Annotated in this window: 16 protein-coding genes; 9 read left to right on the top strand and 7 right to left on the bottom strand. The window is 29.8% G+C overall.

The window, feature by feature from the left end; all coding sequences use genetic code 11:
• The 4 genes from CP960_RS06350 to carA are packed head-to-tail and all read left to right on the top strand — an operon-like array spanning position 1 to position 3,783.
• Entirely contained in the window at positions 1 to 846 is an 846-nt protein-coding gene (locus CP960_RS06350; protein WP_101184579.1) for an ATP phosphoribosyltransferase regulatory subunit, read from the top strand.
• A gap of 5 nt (positions 847 to 851) precedes the next feature.
• Complete coding sequence (locus tag CP960_RS06345) at positions 852 to 2,102, top strand: adenylosuccinate synthase (protein ID WP_101184578.1); 1,251 nt, start codon at positions 852 to 854, stop codon at positions 2,100 to 2,102.
• 3 nt (positions 2,103 to 2,105) lie between these two features.
• Positions 2,106 to 2,657 (top strand): DUF507 family protein, encoded by a 552-nt coding sequence (locus tag CP960_RS06340; RefSeq protein WP_101184577.1) that lies wholly within the window; start codon positions 2,106 to 2,108, stop codon positions 2,655 to 2,657.
• Between the two features lies 1 nt (position 2,658).
• Positions 2,659 to 3,783: a glutamine-hydrolyzing carbamoyl-phosphate synthase small subunit gene (gene carA / locus CP960_RS06335; RefSeq protein WP_101184576.1), complete on the top strand. Its 1,125-nt coding sequence runs from the start codon at positions 2,659 to 2,661 to the stop codon at positions 3,781 to 3,783.
• Positions 3,784 to 3,862: 79 nt separating this feature from the next.
• Here carA and CP960_RS06330 read toward each other — a convergent pair whose 3' ends face one another.
• The 4 genes from CP960_RS06330 to CP960_RS06315 are packed head-to-tail and all read right to left on the bottom strand — an operon-like array spanning position 3,863 to position 7,230.
• Positions 3,863 to 4,348 carry a phosphatidylglycerophosphatase A family protein gene (locus tag CP960_RS06330; protein WP_101184575.1) on the bottom strand — a complete coding sequence of 162 codons (486 nt, stop codon included), beginning with the start codon at positions 4,346 to 4,348 and terminating at the stop codon, positions 3,863 to 3,865.
• Between the two features lie 3 nt (positions 4,349 to 4,351).
• Complete coding sequence (locus tag CP960_RS06325; RefSeq protein WP_101184574.1) at positions 4,352 to 5,236, bottom strand: DNA-binding transcriptional response regulator; 885 nt, start codon at positions 5,234 to 5,236, stop codon at positions 4,352 to 4,354.
• Positions 5,233 to 6,357 carry a bifunctional 2-C-methyl-D-erythritol 4-phosphate cytidylyltransferase/2-C-methyl-D-erythritol 2,4-cyclodiphosphate synthase gene (locus CP960_RS06320; RefSeq protein ID WP_101184573.1) on the bottom strand — a complete coding sequence of 375 codons (1,125 nt, stop codon included), beginning with the start codon at positions 6,355 to 6,357 and terminating at the stop codon, positions 5,233 to 5,235. Before CP960_RS06320 ends, CP960_RS06325 begins: the two co-directional genes overlap by 4 nt.
• Positions 6,358 to 6,414: 57 nt before the next feature.
• Positions 6,415 to 7,230: an HDOD domain-containing protein gene (locus CP960_RS06315; protein WP_101184572.1), complete on the bottom strand. Its 816-nt coding sequence runs from the start codon at positions 7,228 to 7,230 to the stop codon at positions 6,415 to 6,417.
• 155 nt (positions 7,231 to 7,385) lie between these two features.
• Here CP960_RS06315 and thiC point away from each other — a divergent pair, with 155 nt between their 5' ends.
• From thiC to CP960_RS06300, 3 genes are all read left to right on the top strand, one after another.
• A complete protein-coding gene (thiC, locus tag CP960_RS06310) occupies positions 7,386 to 8,735 on the top strand; it encodes a phosphomethylpyrimidine synthase ThiC (protein WP_101184571.1) in 1,350 nt (449 codons plus the stop codon).
• A gap of 176 nt (positions 8,736 to 8,911) precedes the next feature.
• Complete coding sequence (locus tag CP960_RS06305; protein WP_101184570.1) at positions 8,912 to 10,072, top strand: Mrp/NBP35 family ATP-binding protein; 1,161 nt, start codon at positions 8,912 to 8,914, stop codon at positions 10,070 to 10,072.
• Between the two features lie 85 nt (positions 10,073 to 10,157).
• On the top strand, positions 10,158 to 10,502 hold the full coding sequence (locus CP960_RS06300; protein WP_101184569.1) for a nucleotide pyrophosphohydrolase: 345 nt from the start codon (positions 10,158 to 10,160) through the stop codon (positions 10,500 to 10,502).
• A 9-nt stretch (positions 10,503 to 10,511) separates the two neighbouring features.
• On the opposite strand, the gene hisIE is transcribed toward CP960_RS06300, so the two are convergent.
• The 3 genes from hisIE to CP960_RS06285 all read right to left on the bottom strand — a co-directional run bounded on the left by hisIE (position 10,512) and on the right by CP960_RS06285 (position 13,336).
• On the bottom strand, positions 10,512 to 11,195 hold the full coding sequence (gene hisIE / locus CP960_RS06295; RefSeq protein ID WP_101184568.1) for a bifunctional phosphoribosyl-AMP cyclohydrolase/phosphoribosyl-ATP diphosphatase HisIE: 684 nt from the start codon (positions 11,193 to 11,195) through the stop codon (positions 10,512 to 10,514).
• Positions 11,196 to 11,322: 127 nt separating this feature from the next.
• Positions 11,323 to 12,405 (bottom strand): SPFH domain-containing protein, encoded by a 1,083-nt coding sequence (locus tag CP960_RS06290; RefSeq protein WP_101184567.1) that lies wholly within the window; start codon positions 12,403 to 12,405, stop codon positions 11,323 to 11,325.
• 10 nt (positions 12,406 to 12,415) lie between these two features.
• Positions 12,416 to 13,336, bottom strand: a complete 921-nt coding sequence (locus tag CP960_RS06285; protein ID WP_101184566.1) for a branched-chain amino acid transaminase — start codon at positions 13,334 to 13,336, stop codon at positions 12,416 to 12,418.
• A gap of 149 nt (positions 13,337 to 13,485) precedes the next feature.
• On the opposite strand from CP960_RS06285, the gene CP960_RS06280 reads away from it, so the two are divergent.
• Positions 13,486 to 14,088: a class I SAM-dependent methyltransferase gene (locus CP960_RS06280; protein WP_101184565.1), complete on the top strand. Its 603-nt coding sequence runs from the start codon at positions 13,486 to 13,488 to the stop codon at positions 14,086 to 14,088.
• Positions 14,089 to 14,167: 79 nt separating this feature from the next.
• Positions 14,168 to 17,647 (top strand): methionine synthase, encoded by a 3,480-nt coding sequence (gene metH, locus CP960_RS06275; protein ID WP_101184564.1) that lies wholly within the window; start codon positions 14,168 to 14,170, stop codon positions 17,645 to 17,647.
• Positions 17,648 to 17,836 lie beyond the last annotated feature (189 nt).

The raw sequence follows: 17,836 nt of genomic DNA, 5'->3' as shown, positions 1-17,836 counted from the left end.
ATGATTTTCGAACACGAAATACCAAATGGAAGTAGATTATACTTTGGAAAAAAAGCAAGGCAAAAAAGAGAGTTAGAGTATAAAGTAAGTACTATTTTGGATAGTAATGATTTTGAAGAGATTATTACACCAAACTTTTCTTACTCTCAACACCAATCAATACAGCATGGAAGAAAACTAATAAAATTTTCTGATAAAGATAATGAACAGGTTTCTTTAAGAGCAGACTCTACACTTGATGTAGTAAGAATTATTACAAAAAGATTAGGAAGAACTACAAGTCATAAAAAGTGGTTTTATATTCAACCTATTTTTACTTATCCTGCAAATGAAGAGTATCAAATAGGATGCGAATGGATTAGTCATAATAATATTGCTGATATTATAAATTTAAATGTGAAAATCTTAAAAGAGCTTAATATTAAACCTGTTTTACAAATAGCTAATATCAAAATACCAAGAATTATTAGTGAAGAGTTAAATTTAGATATTGAACTATTTAAAAATGGAGAAATTGCTCAACTTTTTGAATTAAAAAATGAGTGGTTAACAAAACTTTTAGAAGTAAAAGATATAAGTGATTTAAAAGAAGCGATTAAAGTTGTACCAAATAGTATTAAAGATGAACTAGAAAACCTACATAATAAGGCCTTAGAAGTAGATTATGATAATATTGTAATCTCTCCTTTATATTATGGTTCATTAAAATATTATGATGGGATTTATTATAGAGTTATTGATGGTAACTCAATTTTAAGTAGAGGTGGAATGTATAGTAGTGAAGGACTTACTTCACTTGGATTTGCACTTTATACTGATAGTTTATTAAAAATTTTAGAGGATTAAAGATAATGAAAGCGGACTTAATAGTTGGAATTCAATGGGGTGATGAAGGAAAAGGTAAGATGGTAGATATGCTTGCCCAAAATTATGATATGGTTTGTAGAAGTCAAGGTGGACACAATGCCGGTCATACAATTTGGGTAGAGGGTGTAAGATATGCATTGCACTTAATTCCTTCTGGTGTTTTAAATCCAAAAGCAATAAATATAATTGGAAATGGAGTTGTTGTTTCTCCTGAGTCAATTATTAAAGAGATGGAACAGTTTGAAAATTTAGAAGGTAGGTTATTTATCTCAGATAAAGCCCATTTAAATCTACCATATCATGCTCAAATAGACCAAGCTAAAGAGAAACTAAAAGGTGATAAGGCAATAGGTACAACTGGAAAAGGAATAGGCCCAGCATATGCAGAAAAGATTGCAAGGTCAGGTTTTAGAGTTGGCGAATTATTAAATTCAACAAAATTAGCAAAAAGTATTATTGAATTTTTTGAGCAAAATAGAGCGATTTTTGACGTATTAGATATTGAAACTCCATCAAAAGATGAATTAACTAAACTATTAGATTCTTACAAGCAAAAACTTGAACCATATATTGCAAATACTACAAATATGGTTTGGAAAGCACTAGATGAAGGTAAAAAAGTATTACTTGAGGGTGCACAAGGAACACTACTTGATATTGACCATGGAACTTATCCTTATGTTACTTCTTCAAGTACAGTAAGTGCAGGAGCTTGTACTGGACTTGGTCTAAGTCCAAAAGATATTGGAGTAGTTACTGGTATTGTTAAGGCTTATACTACAAGAGTTGGTAATGGACCTTTTCCTTCTGAAGATTTTACTGAGCAAGGTCAAAAAATTGCTGATATTGGTAAAGAAGTTGGTGTTACAACAGGAAGAGGAAGAAGATGTGGTTGGTTTGATGCAATCGCTGTAAAACATGCAAGTAGATTAAATGGTTGTGACCAATTATCTTTAATGAAACTTGATGTTTTAGATGGGTTTCCTAAAATAAAAATTTGTGTTGCATATGATTATAATAAAGAGAGAATTGATTATATGCCAAGTGATTTAGAAAATGTTAAACCTATTTATGAAGAAATGGATGGATGGGATAGTGTTGTTGGAGTTAGAGAATTTGACAAACTTCCAGAAAATGCAAAAAAATATATTGAAAGAATTGAAGAACTTACAGGAGTAAAAGTTGGAATTATTTCAACTTCACCAGAGAGAGACGATACTATTATAAGAGGGTAGGCTATGAGAATAAAGTTACATCATACAAAATACATTGCAAGGAGAGTTGCAAGAGACTTAGTAAATTGTGATTTTGTTGAAATTAGAAAAACAAAAGAAGAGATTATTCAAGAGATTGAAAGAATCTTGGTAGAAGATATTGATAATGAACACGATTTAGATGAAAAAGTTGCAGATATTTTAGAAGAACAAGAAGCAGAAATAGAGTTTTTAAATGCAGATTATAGACAACTTTTTTGGATGACTAAAAAAAGAATGGCAAATGAGTTTGGTGTAATTTTAAATAATGAAGATAGATTTTCAGATATTGCACATAAGATACTAGATTTTTTATGGGAAGAAGATTATATCCATTATACTTGTTCAGACAATCAAGTTAAAAATGTAATTTTTACTTCAATTGATGAGTTTTTAAAAGGTTTTGAAAAAGCAGATGGTGTAGTTTTTGAAAAAATAAAACACTACAAAAGAAAGTTAATTCCAGGTACTGAAGAGTACGATATTGTTTACAATAGATTGTATGAAGAAGAATTAATAAAAAGAGGGTTAATGTAACATGCAAAAAGTTTGGATATATTTAGAAAATGGAGTTTTTTTAGAAGCAAATTCTTTTGGTGCAACAGGTACAAGTGTTGGAGAAATAGTATTTAATACATCTATGACTGGGTATCAAGAAATAATCTCTGACCCTTCATATGCTGGTCAATTTGTTACATTTACAATGCCTGAAATTGGTAATGTTGGTGTAAATGAAGATGATATGGAAAGCAGATCTTGCCATTGTAAAGGAGTATTAGTTAGAAACTATCATCATGAATATTCAAACTTTAGAGCTAAAGGTGATTTAGACTCTTTATTAAAAGAGCATAATGTTTTGGGTATTTGTGATATTGATACAAGATATTTAACTAAGATAGTAAGGGATGAAGGAGCTATGATGATGATAGCTTCAACTGAGATTCATGATAAAGATGAATTAAAAAAACTATTAGAACAAAGTCCTAGAATTGAAGATATTAACTATATAGAAGAAGTAACAACACAAGAACCATATATTCATAAATATGGTGCATGGAATCACTCTAAAATGAGTTATAACAAAGCAGTAATGAGTGATAAAAAAGTTGTTGTTATTGATTTTGGAGTAAAAAGAAATATCTTAAATGAGCTAGTTGAATCAGGACTTGAAGTTGAAGTTGTACCTGCAAGTTTTAAAGCTGATGATTTAATAGCTAGATTTGAAGCAAAAGAGATTGGAGGAGTTTTTTTATCAAATGGTCCTGGTGATCCTCTTACTTTAACAAAAGAGAAAGAACAAGTTCAAAAACTTATAAAATCAGATATTCCAATATTTGCTATTTGTTTAGGGCACCAAATGTTATCAATAGCACATGGATTTGATACATATAAATTAAAATTTGGACAACATGGTGGAAATCATCCAGTTGCTAATCCAGAGACTAAAATTGTTGAAATAACTGCACAAAATCATAACTATAATGTACCAGATAGCATTACACAAATAGCAGAAGTAACACATATGAATCTATTTGATAATACTATTGAGGGTGTAAGATATAAAAATAAAGAGATTTTTTCTGTTCAACATCACCCAGAGGCTAGTCCAGGTCCTCATGAGTCGAAGTATATCTTTTCAGAATTCGCTAAGATTGTAAAATAAGTTATCTTATTTTGCAATCTTTGTGTTAAAGTTTTAAATTAGAGTAGATTATTTAAACAAACGACATTAATCGTTTGTTTTATATTGTAGGTAAGATAAACTTCTCAATTAAAAAGTAAGTCCCACTAGCTGCAATACCAGCTGCAAATCCAGCTACGATGTCATCACCCATAACACCCCAACCACCTTTTACATTTTCATCAATTCTTCCTATAATAGAAGGTTTCCAAATATCAAAAATTCTAAAGTATATAAAAGCAATAGGTGCTAAGTAATAGATATTTTCTGGAGTAATACCACAAATAGAAAGAGCAATCCACATACCAGCAAGTTCATCAATTACGATTTCTTTACTATCATGCTCTTTTACATCTTCTTCATATTTGTTAATTTGCTTAACAGCAATTACAGAGATTAAAAAAGCAAGTAAAAATAGAGTTGATTCATGAATATATTGTAATAATAAAACACCTAAAAAAAGTGCAACAATACTTCCAACAGTTCCAGGTGCTTTAGGGCTTAAGCCACTAAAACAAACAGTTAAGAAGAATTTTCTCAAGTTAATTCCTTATTTCTTTTTCTCAATACCAAGTTTTTTTCTCTTTTCCCAAAGAGATTTTCTTGAAATACCAAGTTTTTTACTAAGTTCCGTATCTGGATATTTAGATTGAAATGATAGTACCATAAGCTTTACATAATCATTAATTGTCATTATATTATTATTTAAAACAACTAAATCTGGTTTATTAAATTCTACTTTTTTGAAAGGAAACTCCTCTTCTTTCTCTAAAGAAGTTAATACACATTTTTTATCTTCAATTAACTTAAGTAAATTATCTTTTGCATTTTTCTTTAATGTATGATAATCAGTTAAATATACTATACCCTTAAATGAACTATTAAGCTCCTTTTGCCAATTATCATTGCTAAGAGAGATAAATTTTATGCCCATATCTAGTTTTCTTGAAAGTTCAAAAACTAATTTATCCGCGCATTTTTGAGAATTTGTCTCTACTAAAACAGGGAAAGAAGGAGGTAATGTCGTCTCTTCTAATTCAATATCTTTAAACATAAAATCAAGATATCTTCTCATAGTATTAAGTTCTTGCTTTAGCGACCTACACTCTTTATAGTGGTAAATTTTTCTTACTAATTCATCCATAATAAATGGTTTCATAATATAATCTTTTGCCCCATCTTTAATTGGATTAGTAACTGTTTCATCTGATATGTAAGATACTAAAAGAATAATAATAGAGTCTTTATATTTTTTAATAATATTGTTACATTGCATTGCGGGTAATGATGTTGACAATAGTACAATATCATACTCTTTTGTTAAACTATCTACATTTGGTGACTCTACATAATCACAGCTATGTCCATCATCTAGTAGTCTAGAAACAACTTTTTGTGCTAAATAAATTTCACTCTCAATTATTAATATATTCATTTTTTCTTCCAATCATAGTATTTTAGTGTTGCTACACTTTGCACAGCAACTCCTTCTTTTCTTCCAATAAAACCTAACTTTTCTGCAGTGGTTGCTTTTATATTTATAAAACGTTTTTCTATATTTAAAAGCTCTGCTAATTTAGATTTTATTAAAGTTTTATAAGGATTAATTTTAGGTTGTTGCGCAATTATTGTTAAATCAATATTTATTATTTCATATCCAACATTGTAAATAAAGTTTACAATATGTTTTAATAAAGTTTTTGAATCTACATCTTTGTATTCTTCACTTGTATCTGGGAAAAACTCTCCTATATCTCCAGCACAAGCTGCACCTAATAGTGCATCAATAACAGAGTGTATCAACACATCTCCATCACTATGAGCCTTAAATCCATAAGGCACATCAATATGTATTCCACCTAAAAACATCTGTTTATCATTTTCAAAAGGGTGAATATCATATCCAATACCTGTAAAAGAGTCTTTACTTGGCGAATTAAGGTTTTTAAGTATATTTATATCATCACTAAAAGTTAATTTTTTACTTCTTTGACTACCTTGTATATATTTTATAGTACCATTTACTGCTTTTATTGCTGAACTATCATCAGTAAAGTCAAGATTAGTATTTAAAGCATGTTTTAGGATTTTAGTTTTTGAAAGTTGAGGAGTTTGGATAAGTTTTACTTTATCTCTATTGATAGTTTCATTTTCATAGACAACTGTGTCTGCAACATTTAATACAGGAACAATACAGTCTGCTTCATTTTTGAGTTCTATGAGCTTATGAATAACTTCAATAGGGACATCAACTCTTGCAACATCTGTAATCATTACATAATCTGTTTTTACTTCATTTAATGCATTTTTTATTGAATTTTGTCTTGTATCTCCACCTTCTACAAAAGTAATATCATCACTAAAGTTTGTCATATAGTTAATTTCATTTTTATGTGAAGTAACAATAACCTTATCAAAGTTATGATAAGAAATGAGTTTTTTTGAAACATGCAACCAAATCGGATCATTATCTACTCTAAGCCACTGTTTTTTAGCTTTTAGTGTAAATCTTGATGAATTTCCTGCACAAAGTATAATCAATGTTACATTAGACAAACTTTCCCCTTGTGTAAAAAAGTTACAAATTATAGTCTAATGTAACTTATGCTAAATTTAAGCTTTGTTACTAGTTTTTGCTTTCAGGTTATCAATAGTGTTTACTAATGGTTCAATATCAAAATCATATTCAATAGCTTTATTTATAGCTTTTTGAATATTTCTTTCACTTAATGGAGCTGTCATTTCACACACATATTTTGTTATTTCTAAAATTTGACATTTTTTTATGAACTCTTTTGGACATGAATTTAAGTTTTGCACAAAGCCAATAGAAAAAATTAAATTTGGGTCAAGTTTCCAATGCTTAAAGATATTTGCAGTAATTTTAGCACAAGTAAAACCTGTAAACTCCTTTTCAGCTTTTGAAACATCTTCTTTTAGCATTTCTTGAAACTCATTTATTTGGTTATTCTCTATTACAACATCAGAAATAATAAACTTACCTACTTCTTGTAAAAATGCTGCAAGTATCAAGTCATCTTTTAAATTAGGTTCAATTGAATGCATCCAGTTATGTACAAAAGATGATGCTAAATTAGAGTTTTCCATAAACTCATCTGTTGAAATTGCATATGCTTCAAGATTAGATCTAATTAAATCTTGTACAACAGAACCAAGAGCAATAGATATACAAAAATTTACACCAAGTAAAGAGATGGCTCTATGTACAGTATCCACTCTACTTCTAAAAGCAAACATTGAAGAGTTTGCAACTCTTAATAGTGTAGTAACTATTAAAGGGTCTTTTTCTATTATTTTTAATAATTCATCTGGGTCTTTGTTTGGAAGCTTTCTGAACTTCTCTAACTCTATTACACTTTTAGGTAATGGTGGTAAAGAGTCTATTTTATCACTAATTTTCTTACTCATAAATTTTCCCTATATTCAAACTAAACTCAATTATACAAAAAACCCTATGAAAAATCGAAACGTAAATCTTAATAATGTTAATTTACATTAAATAATTAAGCTTATATAAAAAAAATTTGATATAATCAGTCAAATTTTATGTTAGGATTTTTATTATGAGAGATTGGCTTGACAATCATAAAGATGATAATGTTAGAACTCAGATGTATTATGCAAAAAAAGGCATTATTACACCTGATATGGAATATGTTGCAAAAGTTGAGAAAATTGAACCAGAACTTGTAAGAAGCGAAGTTGCAAGGGGTAGGTTAATTATTCCAGCAAATGTAAATCATAAGCACTTAAATCCTATGGCAATAGGATTAGCATCAAGCTGTAAAATTAACGCAAATATTGGTTCTTCAGCACTTGCTTCAGATATTGAAGGAGAAGTTGAAAAAGTTGATGTATCTTTAAAATATGGTGCAGATACTATTATGGATTTAAGTACAGGTGGAGATTTAGATGCCATAAGAGAAGCAGTAATTAAGCACTCAACAGTACCAATTGGAACAGTACCAATTTATCAAATTTTACATGATGTTAAAGATAAGATTGAAGATTTAACTATTGAAAAAATGTTAGAAACTTTAGAAAAACAAGCTAAACAAGGTGTGTCATATTTTACTATTCATGCAGGTTTTTTACTTAGATTCATGCCTCATATAGCAAAAAGAAAAATGGGAATTGTTTCAAGAGGTGGTTCTTTAATGGCTGCATGGATGATGCATTACCATAAAGAAAATCCATTTTATGAAGCTTTTGATGATATTTTAGAGATTTGTAGAAAGTATGATGTATCTTTATCTTTAGGTGACTCTTTAAGACCAGGTTGTTTAGCAGATGCAAGTGATGAAGCACAATTATCAGAGTTAAAAGTTTTAGGAGAATTAACACTTAGAGCTTGGGAAAAAGATGTTCAAGTTATGATTGAAGGTCCAGGACATGTTCCTTTAAATCAAATTGAAAGAAATATGAAATTAGAAAAAGAGTATTGTCATGAAGCTCCATTTTATATTTTAGGACCATTAACTACTGATATTGCTGCTGGATATGACCATATTTCTTCTGCTATTGGTGCTGCTGTTGGTGGATGGCATGGTGCTTCTATGCTTTGTTATGTTACTCCAAAAGAGCATTTAGGATTACCAAATGCAGAAGATGTAAGAAATGGTATTATTGCTTATAAAATTGCTGCACATAGTGCAGATATTGCAAGAGGAAGAAAAGGCGCTAGAGATATAGATGATGAGATGAGTGATGCAAGATATAGTTTTGATTGGAATAAGCAATTTGAACTTTGTTTAGACCCAGATAGAGCTAAAGAGTATCACGATGAAACTCTTCCTCAAGATGTTTTTAAAGAAGCAGAGTTTTGCTCTATGTGTGGACCAAAATTTTGTTCATATAAAATCACACAAAAGATTGTTGATGAACATGGAGATAAAATGCTTGAAGCTCAATAAGAGTTTTATTATTTTAAAAGAGTGGAAGTTTTCCACTCTTTTTTTTTAGCTAAATTTTAGGTAAAAGATATTTTACTTTTAGTAAAATACTATACAAGAAATTGTTATTTCTAATTAAGACAATAATTATCCTATTTAGATTATAATAACGGAAATATTAAAATTAAGGAATTAAAATGGCAACAGTAGCAGATATTAAATGTGCTTTAGAAAATGTTAAATATCCTGGCTTTGCTAAATCAATAATGGAATTTGGTTTTGTTAAAGATGTTCAAACTGATGGTTCTGCCTGTATAATTGCCCTTGAAATTACTTCAAGTGCGCAAGATGTAGAGGCAAAACTAAGAGAAGATATTTCAGAAGCTTTGTCAGGTTTAGTTGAAAACATATCAATAAATATTAAAAAACCTGAAGCTCCAAAACAGCAAAGTAATAGTACAAGTGGTAAAAATATTGCTCCACATATTAAGAATTTTGTAATGGTAAGTTCAGGAAAAGGTGGTGTTGGTAAGTCAACAACTACGGTAAACTTAGCAGTTGCTGCAGCTATGCAAGGTAAAAGAGTTGGTATTTTAGATGCTGATATTTACGGTCCAAATATCCCTAGAATGATGGGATTACAAGGAAGAGAAGTTGAAGTAATAGGAAATAAAGCAAAACCTTTTAGAATTTATGGTGTTGATGTAATGTCTATGGGCTCACTAATGCAAGAAGGACAGGCACTTATTTGGAGAGGTGCTATGATTATGAAAGCTATTGAGCAACTATTAAGAGATATTTTATGGGAAGATTTAGATATATTATTTATTGATATGCCTCCTGGAACTGGTGATGCTCAATTAACTCTTGCTCAAAGTGTACCTGTAACTTGTGGTATTAATGTAACAACTCCACAACATGTTGCACTTGATGATAGTAGAAGAAGTTTAGATATGTTTGAAAAATTGCATATTCCAATTGGTGGAATTATTGAAAATATGAGCGGTTTTATTTGTCCAAAATGTAATGAAGAGTCTGATATTTTTGGAATGGGAACTTGTAATGAATTAGCAGAACAGTATAATACTCAAGTTCTTGGTCATTTACCAATAGAGCCAGCAATTAGAGAAGGTGGAGATACTGGTAAACCAGTTGTTTATTTCCAACCTGAGTCTGAATCTGCAAAAAGATATATGCAAGCTGCTTCAAAACTTATAGCATATGTTGATGAAGTTAGCGATAAAGCATCAAATGACTCAATTCAACCAACTACGCCTCCTGGTGTAAGTGCTTGTAGTACAGCAGGTGCAAGTCAAGCAAGTTCATCTAAAAGTGGTGGAGGATGTGGTTGCCACTAACTAGTAAGTAAAGAGTTTAGTCTCTTTACTTCGTTTTTAATAAACCTACTATATATTACTTTTTATAAAAATAAAAAGGCTTCTTATGAATATGCAAAAAATTCAAAAAATAATAAATGAGTTTTCAAAACAAAGAGATTGGGATAAACATCATAATCCTAAAAATTTAGCAATGGCTTTAAGTGTAGAAGCTTCAGAGTTATTAGAGATATTTCAATGGTTAGATTTTGAAAGTTCAAAAAGTTTAAGTGGTGAAAAAAAAGAGCATTTAAAAGAAGAAATAGCTGATATTGCAGTGTATTTGATTAGAATATGTATGGCTTATGATATAAACTTAGAAGATGCAATTGTTGAAAAGATGAAAAAAAATGAGAAAAAATATCCTTTATTTGACAAAGAGGGTAATAAAATATTATATAAAAAGAAGTAAAAGAAGAGTTTAATCCTCTTTTCTTGAGTTTTTCTCTTCTATTCCTGACATTTTAAATCTTCTTGCTAACTCTTGTTTTACTCTATCAGGATTTATATCTTTACTTGCCATGGCAACTAAACAGTGATACATTAAATCAGCTGCTTCATAAACAATCTCTTCTTCATTGTTATCTTTAACTGCAAATGTTAATTCACCTGCTTCTTCAACTATCTTTTTAAGCATTGAGTTTTGTTTACCATTTAATAGTTTTGAAGTATATGATTTTTTAGGGTCATCATTTTTTCTTTTGATAATTGTATGGTATAAAGTATCTATTACTCCATAAGTAGAAGTTGTGTTAATTTCTACTTGTGAAATCTCTTCATTTGTTTCTAAGTTTGTAAAAAAACAAGATTTTCTACCAGTATGGCAGGCAACCCCAATTTGTTCAACTTTTAATAAAATAGTATCATTATCACAATCTAATAAAATCTCTTTTATATTTTGAAGATGACCAGAACTCTCACCTTTTTTCCAAATTCTTTGTTTACTTCTACTAAAATAATGAGCAACTTTTGTTTTTATTGTTAAGTTAAGAGCTTCTTTATTCATATATGCAAGCATCAAAACTTCATTTGTATTTGCTTCTTGAGTAATTACTGGAATTAAATTATTCATTTTTTCCCAGTCAATTTGTTCTATCATACTCATCTGTAATTTCCTTCTTCCTCTTTAAGTGGGCGAATTTTACTAGAAAATATTTGGGGTGTCAAGTAATTCTTTAATTAAATGTAGCTGTTGTAGATAAAATTAGAAGTAGTTTCCTACTTCTAATTTATTATTTATTAATTGCGCTATCTCTTGATTTGTCTTTTGTATCAACCCAGATATTTGGAGTTGAACCACCAGGTGTTAAGAAAATCTTAGCATCTTTATTTGTTTTAAGTGCTTCGTTAAATTTACCTTGCACTTGAATTTGTTGCATTTGAAGTAATTTAGGCGTTAAAGAGTTTGCAATCTCTTTATTTGCTTTAGCTTGAGCTTTAGCTTCAATAGTTACAGCATCTGCTCTACCTTGAGCTTCAATTCTGTTTTTATCTGCTTCCCCTTTTGCAAGTGCAGCTTTTTTCTCAGCTTCTTGTTTAGCTCTTTCTACTTCATATCTAACTCTTTGAGCTTCTTGATTTGCAATTTGAACTCTTTCAATTTGGTCTTTAATTTTTGGAGGTAAAACTATTTCTCTTAGTTGAACAGACTCAACAGAAACTGGTCTTCCTTCTAAAGCTTCAATTTTTGTTCTAATTCCATTTTCAATCATAGTTGCAATTTCATTTCTTTTTGTTGGTAATGTTTCTGCATTAAATTCACCAACAACATTTCTTACAATATTTCTTACAACTGGGTCAACGATTTTGTTTTCCCATCCAAGACCCCAAGTAGCAATTGTTACTGGTGCACCTTCTGCTGTTAATCTATATTGTACTGTTAATTCAATTGAAACAGGTAAACCTCTTGCATCAAGAATATTAATTGCAGGATTCATTCTAATACTTCTATCAAACTGACCGTTAATTTGTTCAGATGACATATAGTTAATAAGTCTAACTTTAGTATCAACTATGATAACTTTTTGAAATACTGGAATATACAAATGAAAACCTGGTCTTAGTGGTGTTTCAGTATATTTACCTGTTGTAACTTTAATACCTACTTGTCCTGATTCTATTATAACAAATGGTTTAAATACGAACATCATTATTACAATAATAATAATTGCATATAAAAAACCTGCTTTTTTACCAAAATTTTTGAAAAATTCTGGTGGCTCAAAAGGAGGTTGATAATTACCTTTACCTCCACCATTTGAATTATTGTTATTTTGTTGTTGTCTATTTTTGAAATAGTCGTTATCTATTGGCATATTTTTCCTTTTAATTTATATATGTCAAATATTTTAAATACTTTTCATTTTTACCACTTACTGCATCAAAATATGCAGTTTGTAGTTTTTCTGTGATTGGGCCTCTTGAACCACTTCCTATTACTCTTGCATCCACATCTTTTATAGGTGTAACTTCAGCAGCAGTTCCTGTAAAAAATGCTTCATCTGCAATGTAAATCTCCTCTCTTGTTACTCTTCTTCTTACAACTTCTATTCCTAAATCTTCTGCAAGATCTATAATTGTTGCTTGTGTTATTGACTCTAATGAGTTATCATTTGGAGGTGAGATTAAAACTCCATCTCTTACAATAAAAAAGCACGCACCACTAGCTTCTGCTATATATCCTTGGTCATCTCTTAATAGTGCTTCATCATAGCCAGCTTCAACAGCTTCAAATTTAGCCATTTGAGAGTTAAGATAGTTAGCAACAGCTTTTGCTTTTCCCATACCTGAAGTATTAGGAGTTCTTGTCATTGATGAAATTTTTACTCTTACACCTTTTTTAAGCCCTTCTTCTCCTAGATATGCTCCCCACTCCCAAGCAGCAATTGATACTTTAACTGGTGCTTGTTTATGATAAAGACCCATTACTCCGTAACCTAAATAAACAAGTGGTCTTATGTAAGCACCTTCAAAAAGTTCATTTTTTTGAAGTAACTCAACTTGCGCTTTATTTAGCTCTTCTACACTAAATGGCACATCCATAAGTGTCATCTTTGATGAATTTATAAGTCTTTTTGTATGCTCATTAAGTTTAAAAATCGCACATCTACCATCAACAGTTTTATATGCTTTCGTTCCCTCAATTGCACCATTACCATAATGCAAAGTATGACTTAAAACATGAGTTTTTGCATCATGCCAATTTACATACTCTCCATCCATCCAGATGTATTTAGCTTCTGTCATCTCAAATTATCCTGATTAAAATTTTAAACAATAGTGTATCTAAGATTATATTAAATAAAAGTGAAGATATTTTTATTTAATAGGATTAAAATATGCCTTTAAACTTTTTTTGATACTATTTTGCCAATTTATAAAGGGGTATTTTTATAATGACACAACAAGAGTTATGGAATAAAAAGTTTTCAAGAGATGGATATTTGTACGGAACTAATGTAAATGAATTTTTAAAATCTTGCGAAAATCTATTTTCAAGTTCAAAAAATATGCTTTGTTTAGGTGAGGGAGAAGGAAGAAATGCAGTCTATTTTGCAAAGAAAGGATTTAGTGTTGATGCAATTGATGCATCAAATGTAGGTTTAGAAAAGCTAAAAAAAGAGGCATTAAAAAATAGTTTAGAAATTGATACACTATGTATTGACTTAGAAGAGTGGATACCTTTAAAAAAGTATGATGTTATTGTTACTTCATATTTGCATATTCCTATATATCAAAGGGATAAGTTATTTGATAAAATAGAGCTATCTTTAGAAAACAATGGTTACTTTATAGGTGAATTTTTTTCAAAAGAACAGATGAACTATTTTAGTGGTGGACCTAAAGATTTAGATTTATTATATGAAGTTGATGACTTTATAAATAGGTTTAATTTATGTGAAAAAATAAGTGTAAAAGAACAACTTGTATATTTAAACGAAGGTAAAGGGCACCAAGGAGAAGCAAGTGTTATAAGAGTAGTTCTTAAAAAGAGATAAAGCTTTTAAATGCTTCTTAACAAGGGTTAATATATAATATTAATAATTTTTATTAATAATAATTATACTAGAGAAAAATATGAGAGAAAAAATAGAAGAAGTTATTCAAAATAGGGTTTTAGTAATTGATGGAGCTATGGGAACACAGCTACAAATTGCTGATATAAAAGATGAAAGTTGGGTTTTTGAGGGAAAAAATCTAGAAGGATGCAATGAGTTATTAAACTTAACTGCACCTGATGTAATTAAAAATATTTATAATGCTTATGCGAAAGCAGATGCAAACTTAATAAGTACAAATACTTTTGGTTCAATGCCATGGGTCTTGAATGAATATGATATTGGTCATATGTCATACGAACTATCTAAATTAGGAGCTAGTTTAGCTAAAGAGGTTTGTCTTAAATATGAAAGTGATGATAAACCACGATATGTTTTAGGTTCAATTGGTCCTGGTACAAAGTTACCTTCTTTAGTGCATATTGAATATGATGAAATGTATGAAGGTTATAAAACAATGGCAAAAGGATTAGTTGATGGAGGAGTAGATGTATTTTTACTTGAAACTTGTCAAGACCCTTTACAAATAAAAACTGCGCTTCATGCACTTCAAGATGTTGCTTCACATATACCAATAATGGTATCAGTTACTATTGAACTTAGCGGAACTATGCTTATAGGAACAGATGCTACTACAATTGCAACTATTTTAGAACCATTTAATATCTTATCTTTAGGTTTTAACTGTGGAACTGGACCAAAACAAGTACATAAACATGTTAAAACATTAAGTGAAGTATCTAAATTTCCAATTTCAGTTCATGCAAATGCAGGATTACCACAAAATAAAGGTGGTTATACTTACTATCCAATGGGACCTAAAGAGTTTGTTCAATTACAAGAAAAATTTTTACAAATAGATGGGGTGTCTTTTTTAGGTGGTTGTTGTGGAACAACTCCACAACACATAAAAGCTTTAGCAGATGCTGTTAAAGATATTAAACCAAAAAAAGCAAAAGGAAATCATGAAGCATCTTTAGCTTCTTTATTTAATAGCGTTCCTTTAAAACAAGAATCAACAGCTTTATTAATTGGAGAAAGAAGTAATGCAACAGGAAGTAAAGCCTTTAGGGAACTTTTAAAAGCTGAAGATTATGAAGGAACTTTAAGTGTAGGTCAACAGCAAGTAAGAGCAGGAGCTCATGTTATAGATGTAAGTGTTGGTTTTGCTGGACGTGATGAAAGTAAAGATATGAATGAAGTAATATCTTTATATACTCAAAAAATTGCACTTCCACTTATGCCTGACTCTACTCAAATAAAAGCTTTAGAAGTAGCACTAAAAAAAATAGGTGGAAGACCGATTATAAACTCTGTTAATTTAGAAGATGGAGAAGAAAAATTTGATGAGGTTTGTAAATTAGCAAAAAAATTTGGAGCCGCTCTTGTTTGTTTAGTAATAGATGAAATAGGAATGGCAAAAACTTGTGAGCGAAAAGTAGAAGTTGCTCAAAGGATTTATGATTTAGCAGTAAATAGACATGGATTTAGACCTGAGGACTTAGTCTTTGATATGCTTGTATTTACAGTAGGTTCGGGAGATGATGAGTATAGAACTGCTGCTATTGAAACAATTGAAGCAATAAGAGAGTTCCAGCAACTACATCCACAAGTTGGAACAACTTTAGGATTATCAAATATATCTTTTGGACTTGATGCTAAAGCAAGAGTATATTTAAACTCAATGTTTTTACATCATTGTGTTGAAGCTGGACTTACTAGTGCTATTGTAAATGTTAAACATATATTACCCATGAATAAAATTTCACAAGAAGATAAAAAAGCTTGTGATAATTTACTTTTTAATAACCAAGAAAATGGTGACCCTTTATTTAAATTTATTGACCATTTTTCAAACTTAGAAGAGCAAGAAGATGAAAGTGATGAAGAGTTTCAAAAATTAGAACCTATAGATAAAGTTAAGAAGTTACTTTTAGATGGTGACAAAGAAAGAATGCTTCCATTAGTTGAAGAGTTAAGACATGAGATTAAACCAGAAACTATTGTAAATGAATGGCTAATAGATGGAATGAAAGTAATTGGAGATTTATTTGGAAGTGGACAAATGCAATTACCTTTTGTTTTACAAAGTGCAGAAACAATGAAAGCAACTGTTGATGCTTTAAATCCATATTTACCTAAAGAAGATAAAGCAAGTGAAACTGTTCTTGTTTTAGGAACTGTTAAAGGTGATGTTCATGATGTTGGAAAGAATTTAGTTGATATTATTCTTTCAAATAATGGATTTAAAGTTATAAACATTGGAATAAAAGCAGATATTAATGATTTTATCATAGCAGTAAAAGAACATAAAGCACAAGCAATTGGAATGAGTGGACTTTTAGTAAAAAGTACAGCTGTTATGAAAGAGAATTTAGAAGAGTTGCAAAGACAAGGAATTGATATTCCTGTATTATTAGGTGGAGCTGCTTTAACTAAATCTTTTATAAATGATTTTTGTAGACCAATTTATGATGGGCCAATTTTTTATTGTAGAGATGCTTTTGATGGAGTTGTTTCTATGCAAAGAATAGAAGAGGGTGATGAACAAAATACAGCTCTTGCAGCAGATTTAATAGAAGTAAAAGATACAACTAATAAAAAAGAAGAAAAAGAGATTATTATTCCTTCTTATGAAGAGATTAAGCTTCCTAATAAAGCAGAGTTTACTTTTCCTCCTTATTGGGGAAGATTAGCTAAAACTTCAAAACAAATTGATAATGAATTAGTTTTTAAATGGATAAATCACAGAGTATTATTTAGACAAAGATGGGGATATAAAAGAGCTGGACAAAAAACAGAAGATTTTATTAAGCATGAAGAAGAAGTAGTAAAACCTTTATATGAAAAGTTAAAAGAAGAGCTAATTGAAAAAGAGATTTTTGAACCAATCTCTATACAAGCATATTACCCTTGTATCTCCCATGATAATAAATTATATATTTTTGATGCAAACAAATATGGATTTCACTCTTTACAAGAGGCAAAAATAATTCCTTCGTTAGATGAAGCAATAAAAGTTCTTGAATTCCCTAGACAAAAAAGAAAACCATATAGATGTATAGCAGATTTTTTTGCAAATGATAGATTAGATGTAGTTGCTTTTACTCTTGCAAGTGCAGGATTGAAAATCACATCTTATGAAAGAGAACTTTATAATCAAGGTAAGTTTAGTGAATATTATCAAATTCATGGTTTAGGAGTTGAGTTAGCAGAAGCTTTAGCAGAAGTTATTCATAAACAAATTAGACTTGATTTAGATATTGTTCCAAAAGAAGGACCAACTTTATATGATGTACAAATGAAACAATATGTTGGTTGTAGATATTCTCCTGGATATGCAGCTTGTCCTGAACTTAGTCAAAATAGAGATTTTTTTGATTTATTAAATCCTGAAGAGTTTGGAATTACTTTAAGTGAAACTTTTCAAATGGATCCTGAACAAACAACTTGTGCAATAGTTGTGCCTCACCATGAAGCAAATTATTATAATATTTGATTTTAACTATAAAAAGAGTGCTCAAAAGAGCACTCAAATACCAAAAACCACAAAAATTCAAAAATTTAAGCTGTAGTTAAGGGTAAAGGGTTGACAAGATAGATAAATTTGTCTATAATTCCCGTCCAAATTCGCTGAGGCTAAAAAGAGAAGCAAGAGAGAGGATTTGAGTTCTTTAACAAAAGAAGT

The organism is Malaciobacter halophilus (genome assembly GCF_002837275.1).
GTDB lineage: Bacteria > Campylobacterota > Campylobacteria > Campylobacterales > Arcobacteraceae > Malaciobacter > Malaciobacter halophilus.
This window is presented reverse-complemented; position numbering and strand designations above follow the sequence as displayed.

Excerpts from the sequence above, each read along its gene's own strand:
- CP960_RS06325 (WP_101184574.1), bottom strand. The coding sequence starts at position 5,236 with ATGAATATATTAATAATTGAGAGTGAAATTTATTTAGCACAAAAAGTT.
- CP960_RS06300 (WP_101184569.1), top strand. The coding sequence starts at position 10,158 with ATGAATATGCAAAAAATTCAAAAAATAATAAATGAGTTTTCAAAACAA.
- CP960_RS06290 (WP_101184567.1), bottom strand. The coding sequence starts at position 12,405 with ATGCCAATAGATAACGACTATTTCAAAAATAGACAACAACAAAATAAC.
- CP960_RS06315 (WP_101184572.1), bottom strand. The coding sequence starts at position 7,230 with ATGAGTAAGAAAATTAGTGATAAAATAGACTCTTTACCACCATTACCT.
- carA (WP_101184576.1), top strand. The coding sequence starts at position 2,659 with ATGCAAAAAGTTTGGATATATTTAGAAAATGGAGTTTTTTTAGAAGCA.
- CP960_RS06280 (WP_101184565.1), top strand. The coding sequence starts at position 13,486 with ATGACACAACAAGAGTTATGGAATAAAAAGTTTTCAAGAGATGGATAT.
- hisIE (WP_101184568.1), bottom strand. The coding sequence starts at position 11,195 with ATGAGTATGATAGAACAAATTGACTGGGAAAAAATGAATAATTTAATT.
- CP960_RS06340 (WP_101184577.1), top strand. The coding sequence starts at position 2,106 with ATGAGAATAAAGTTACATCATACAAAATACATTGCAAGGAGAGTTGCA.
- CP960_RS06305 (WP_101184570.1), top strand. The coding sequence starts at position 8,912 with ATGGCAACAGTAGCAGATATTAAATGTGCTTTAGAAAATGTTAAATAT.
- CP960_RS06345 (WP_101184578.1), top strand. The coding sequence starts at position 852 with ATGAAAGCGGACTTAATAGTTGGAATTCAATGGGGTGATGAAGGAAAA.
- thiC (WP_101184571.1), top strand. The coding sequence starts at position 7,386 with ATGAGAGATTGGCTTGACAATCATAAAGATGATAATGTTAGAACTCAG.
- CP960_RS06350 (WP_101184579.1), top strand. The coding sequence starts at position 1 with ATGATTTTCGAACACGAAATACCAAATGGAAGTAGATTATACTTTGGA.
- metH (WP_101184564.1), top strand. The coding sequence starts at position 14,168 with ATGAGAGAAAAAATAGAAGAAGTTATTCAAAATAGGGTTTTAGTAATT.
- CP960_RS06285 (WP_101184566.1), bottom strand. The coding sequence starts at position 13,336 with ATGACAGAAGCTAAATACATCTGGATGGATGGAGAGTATGTAAATTGG.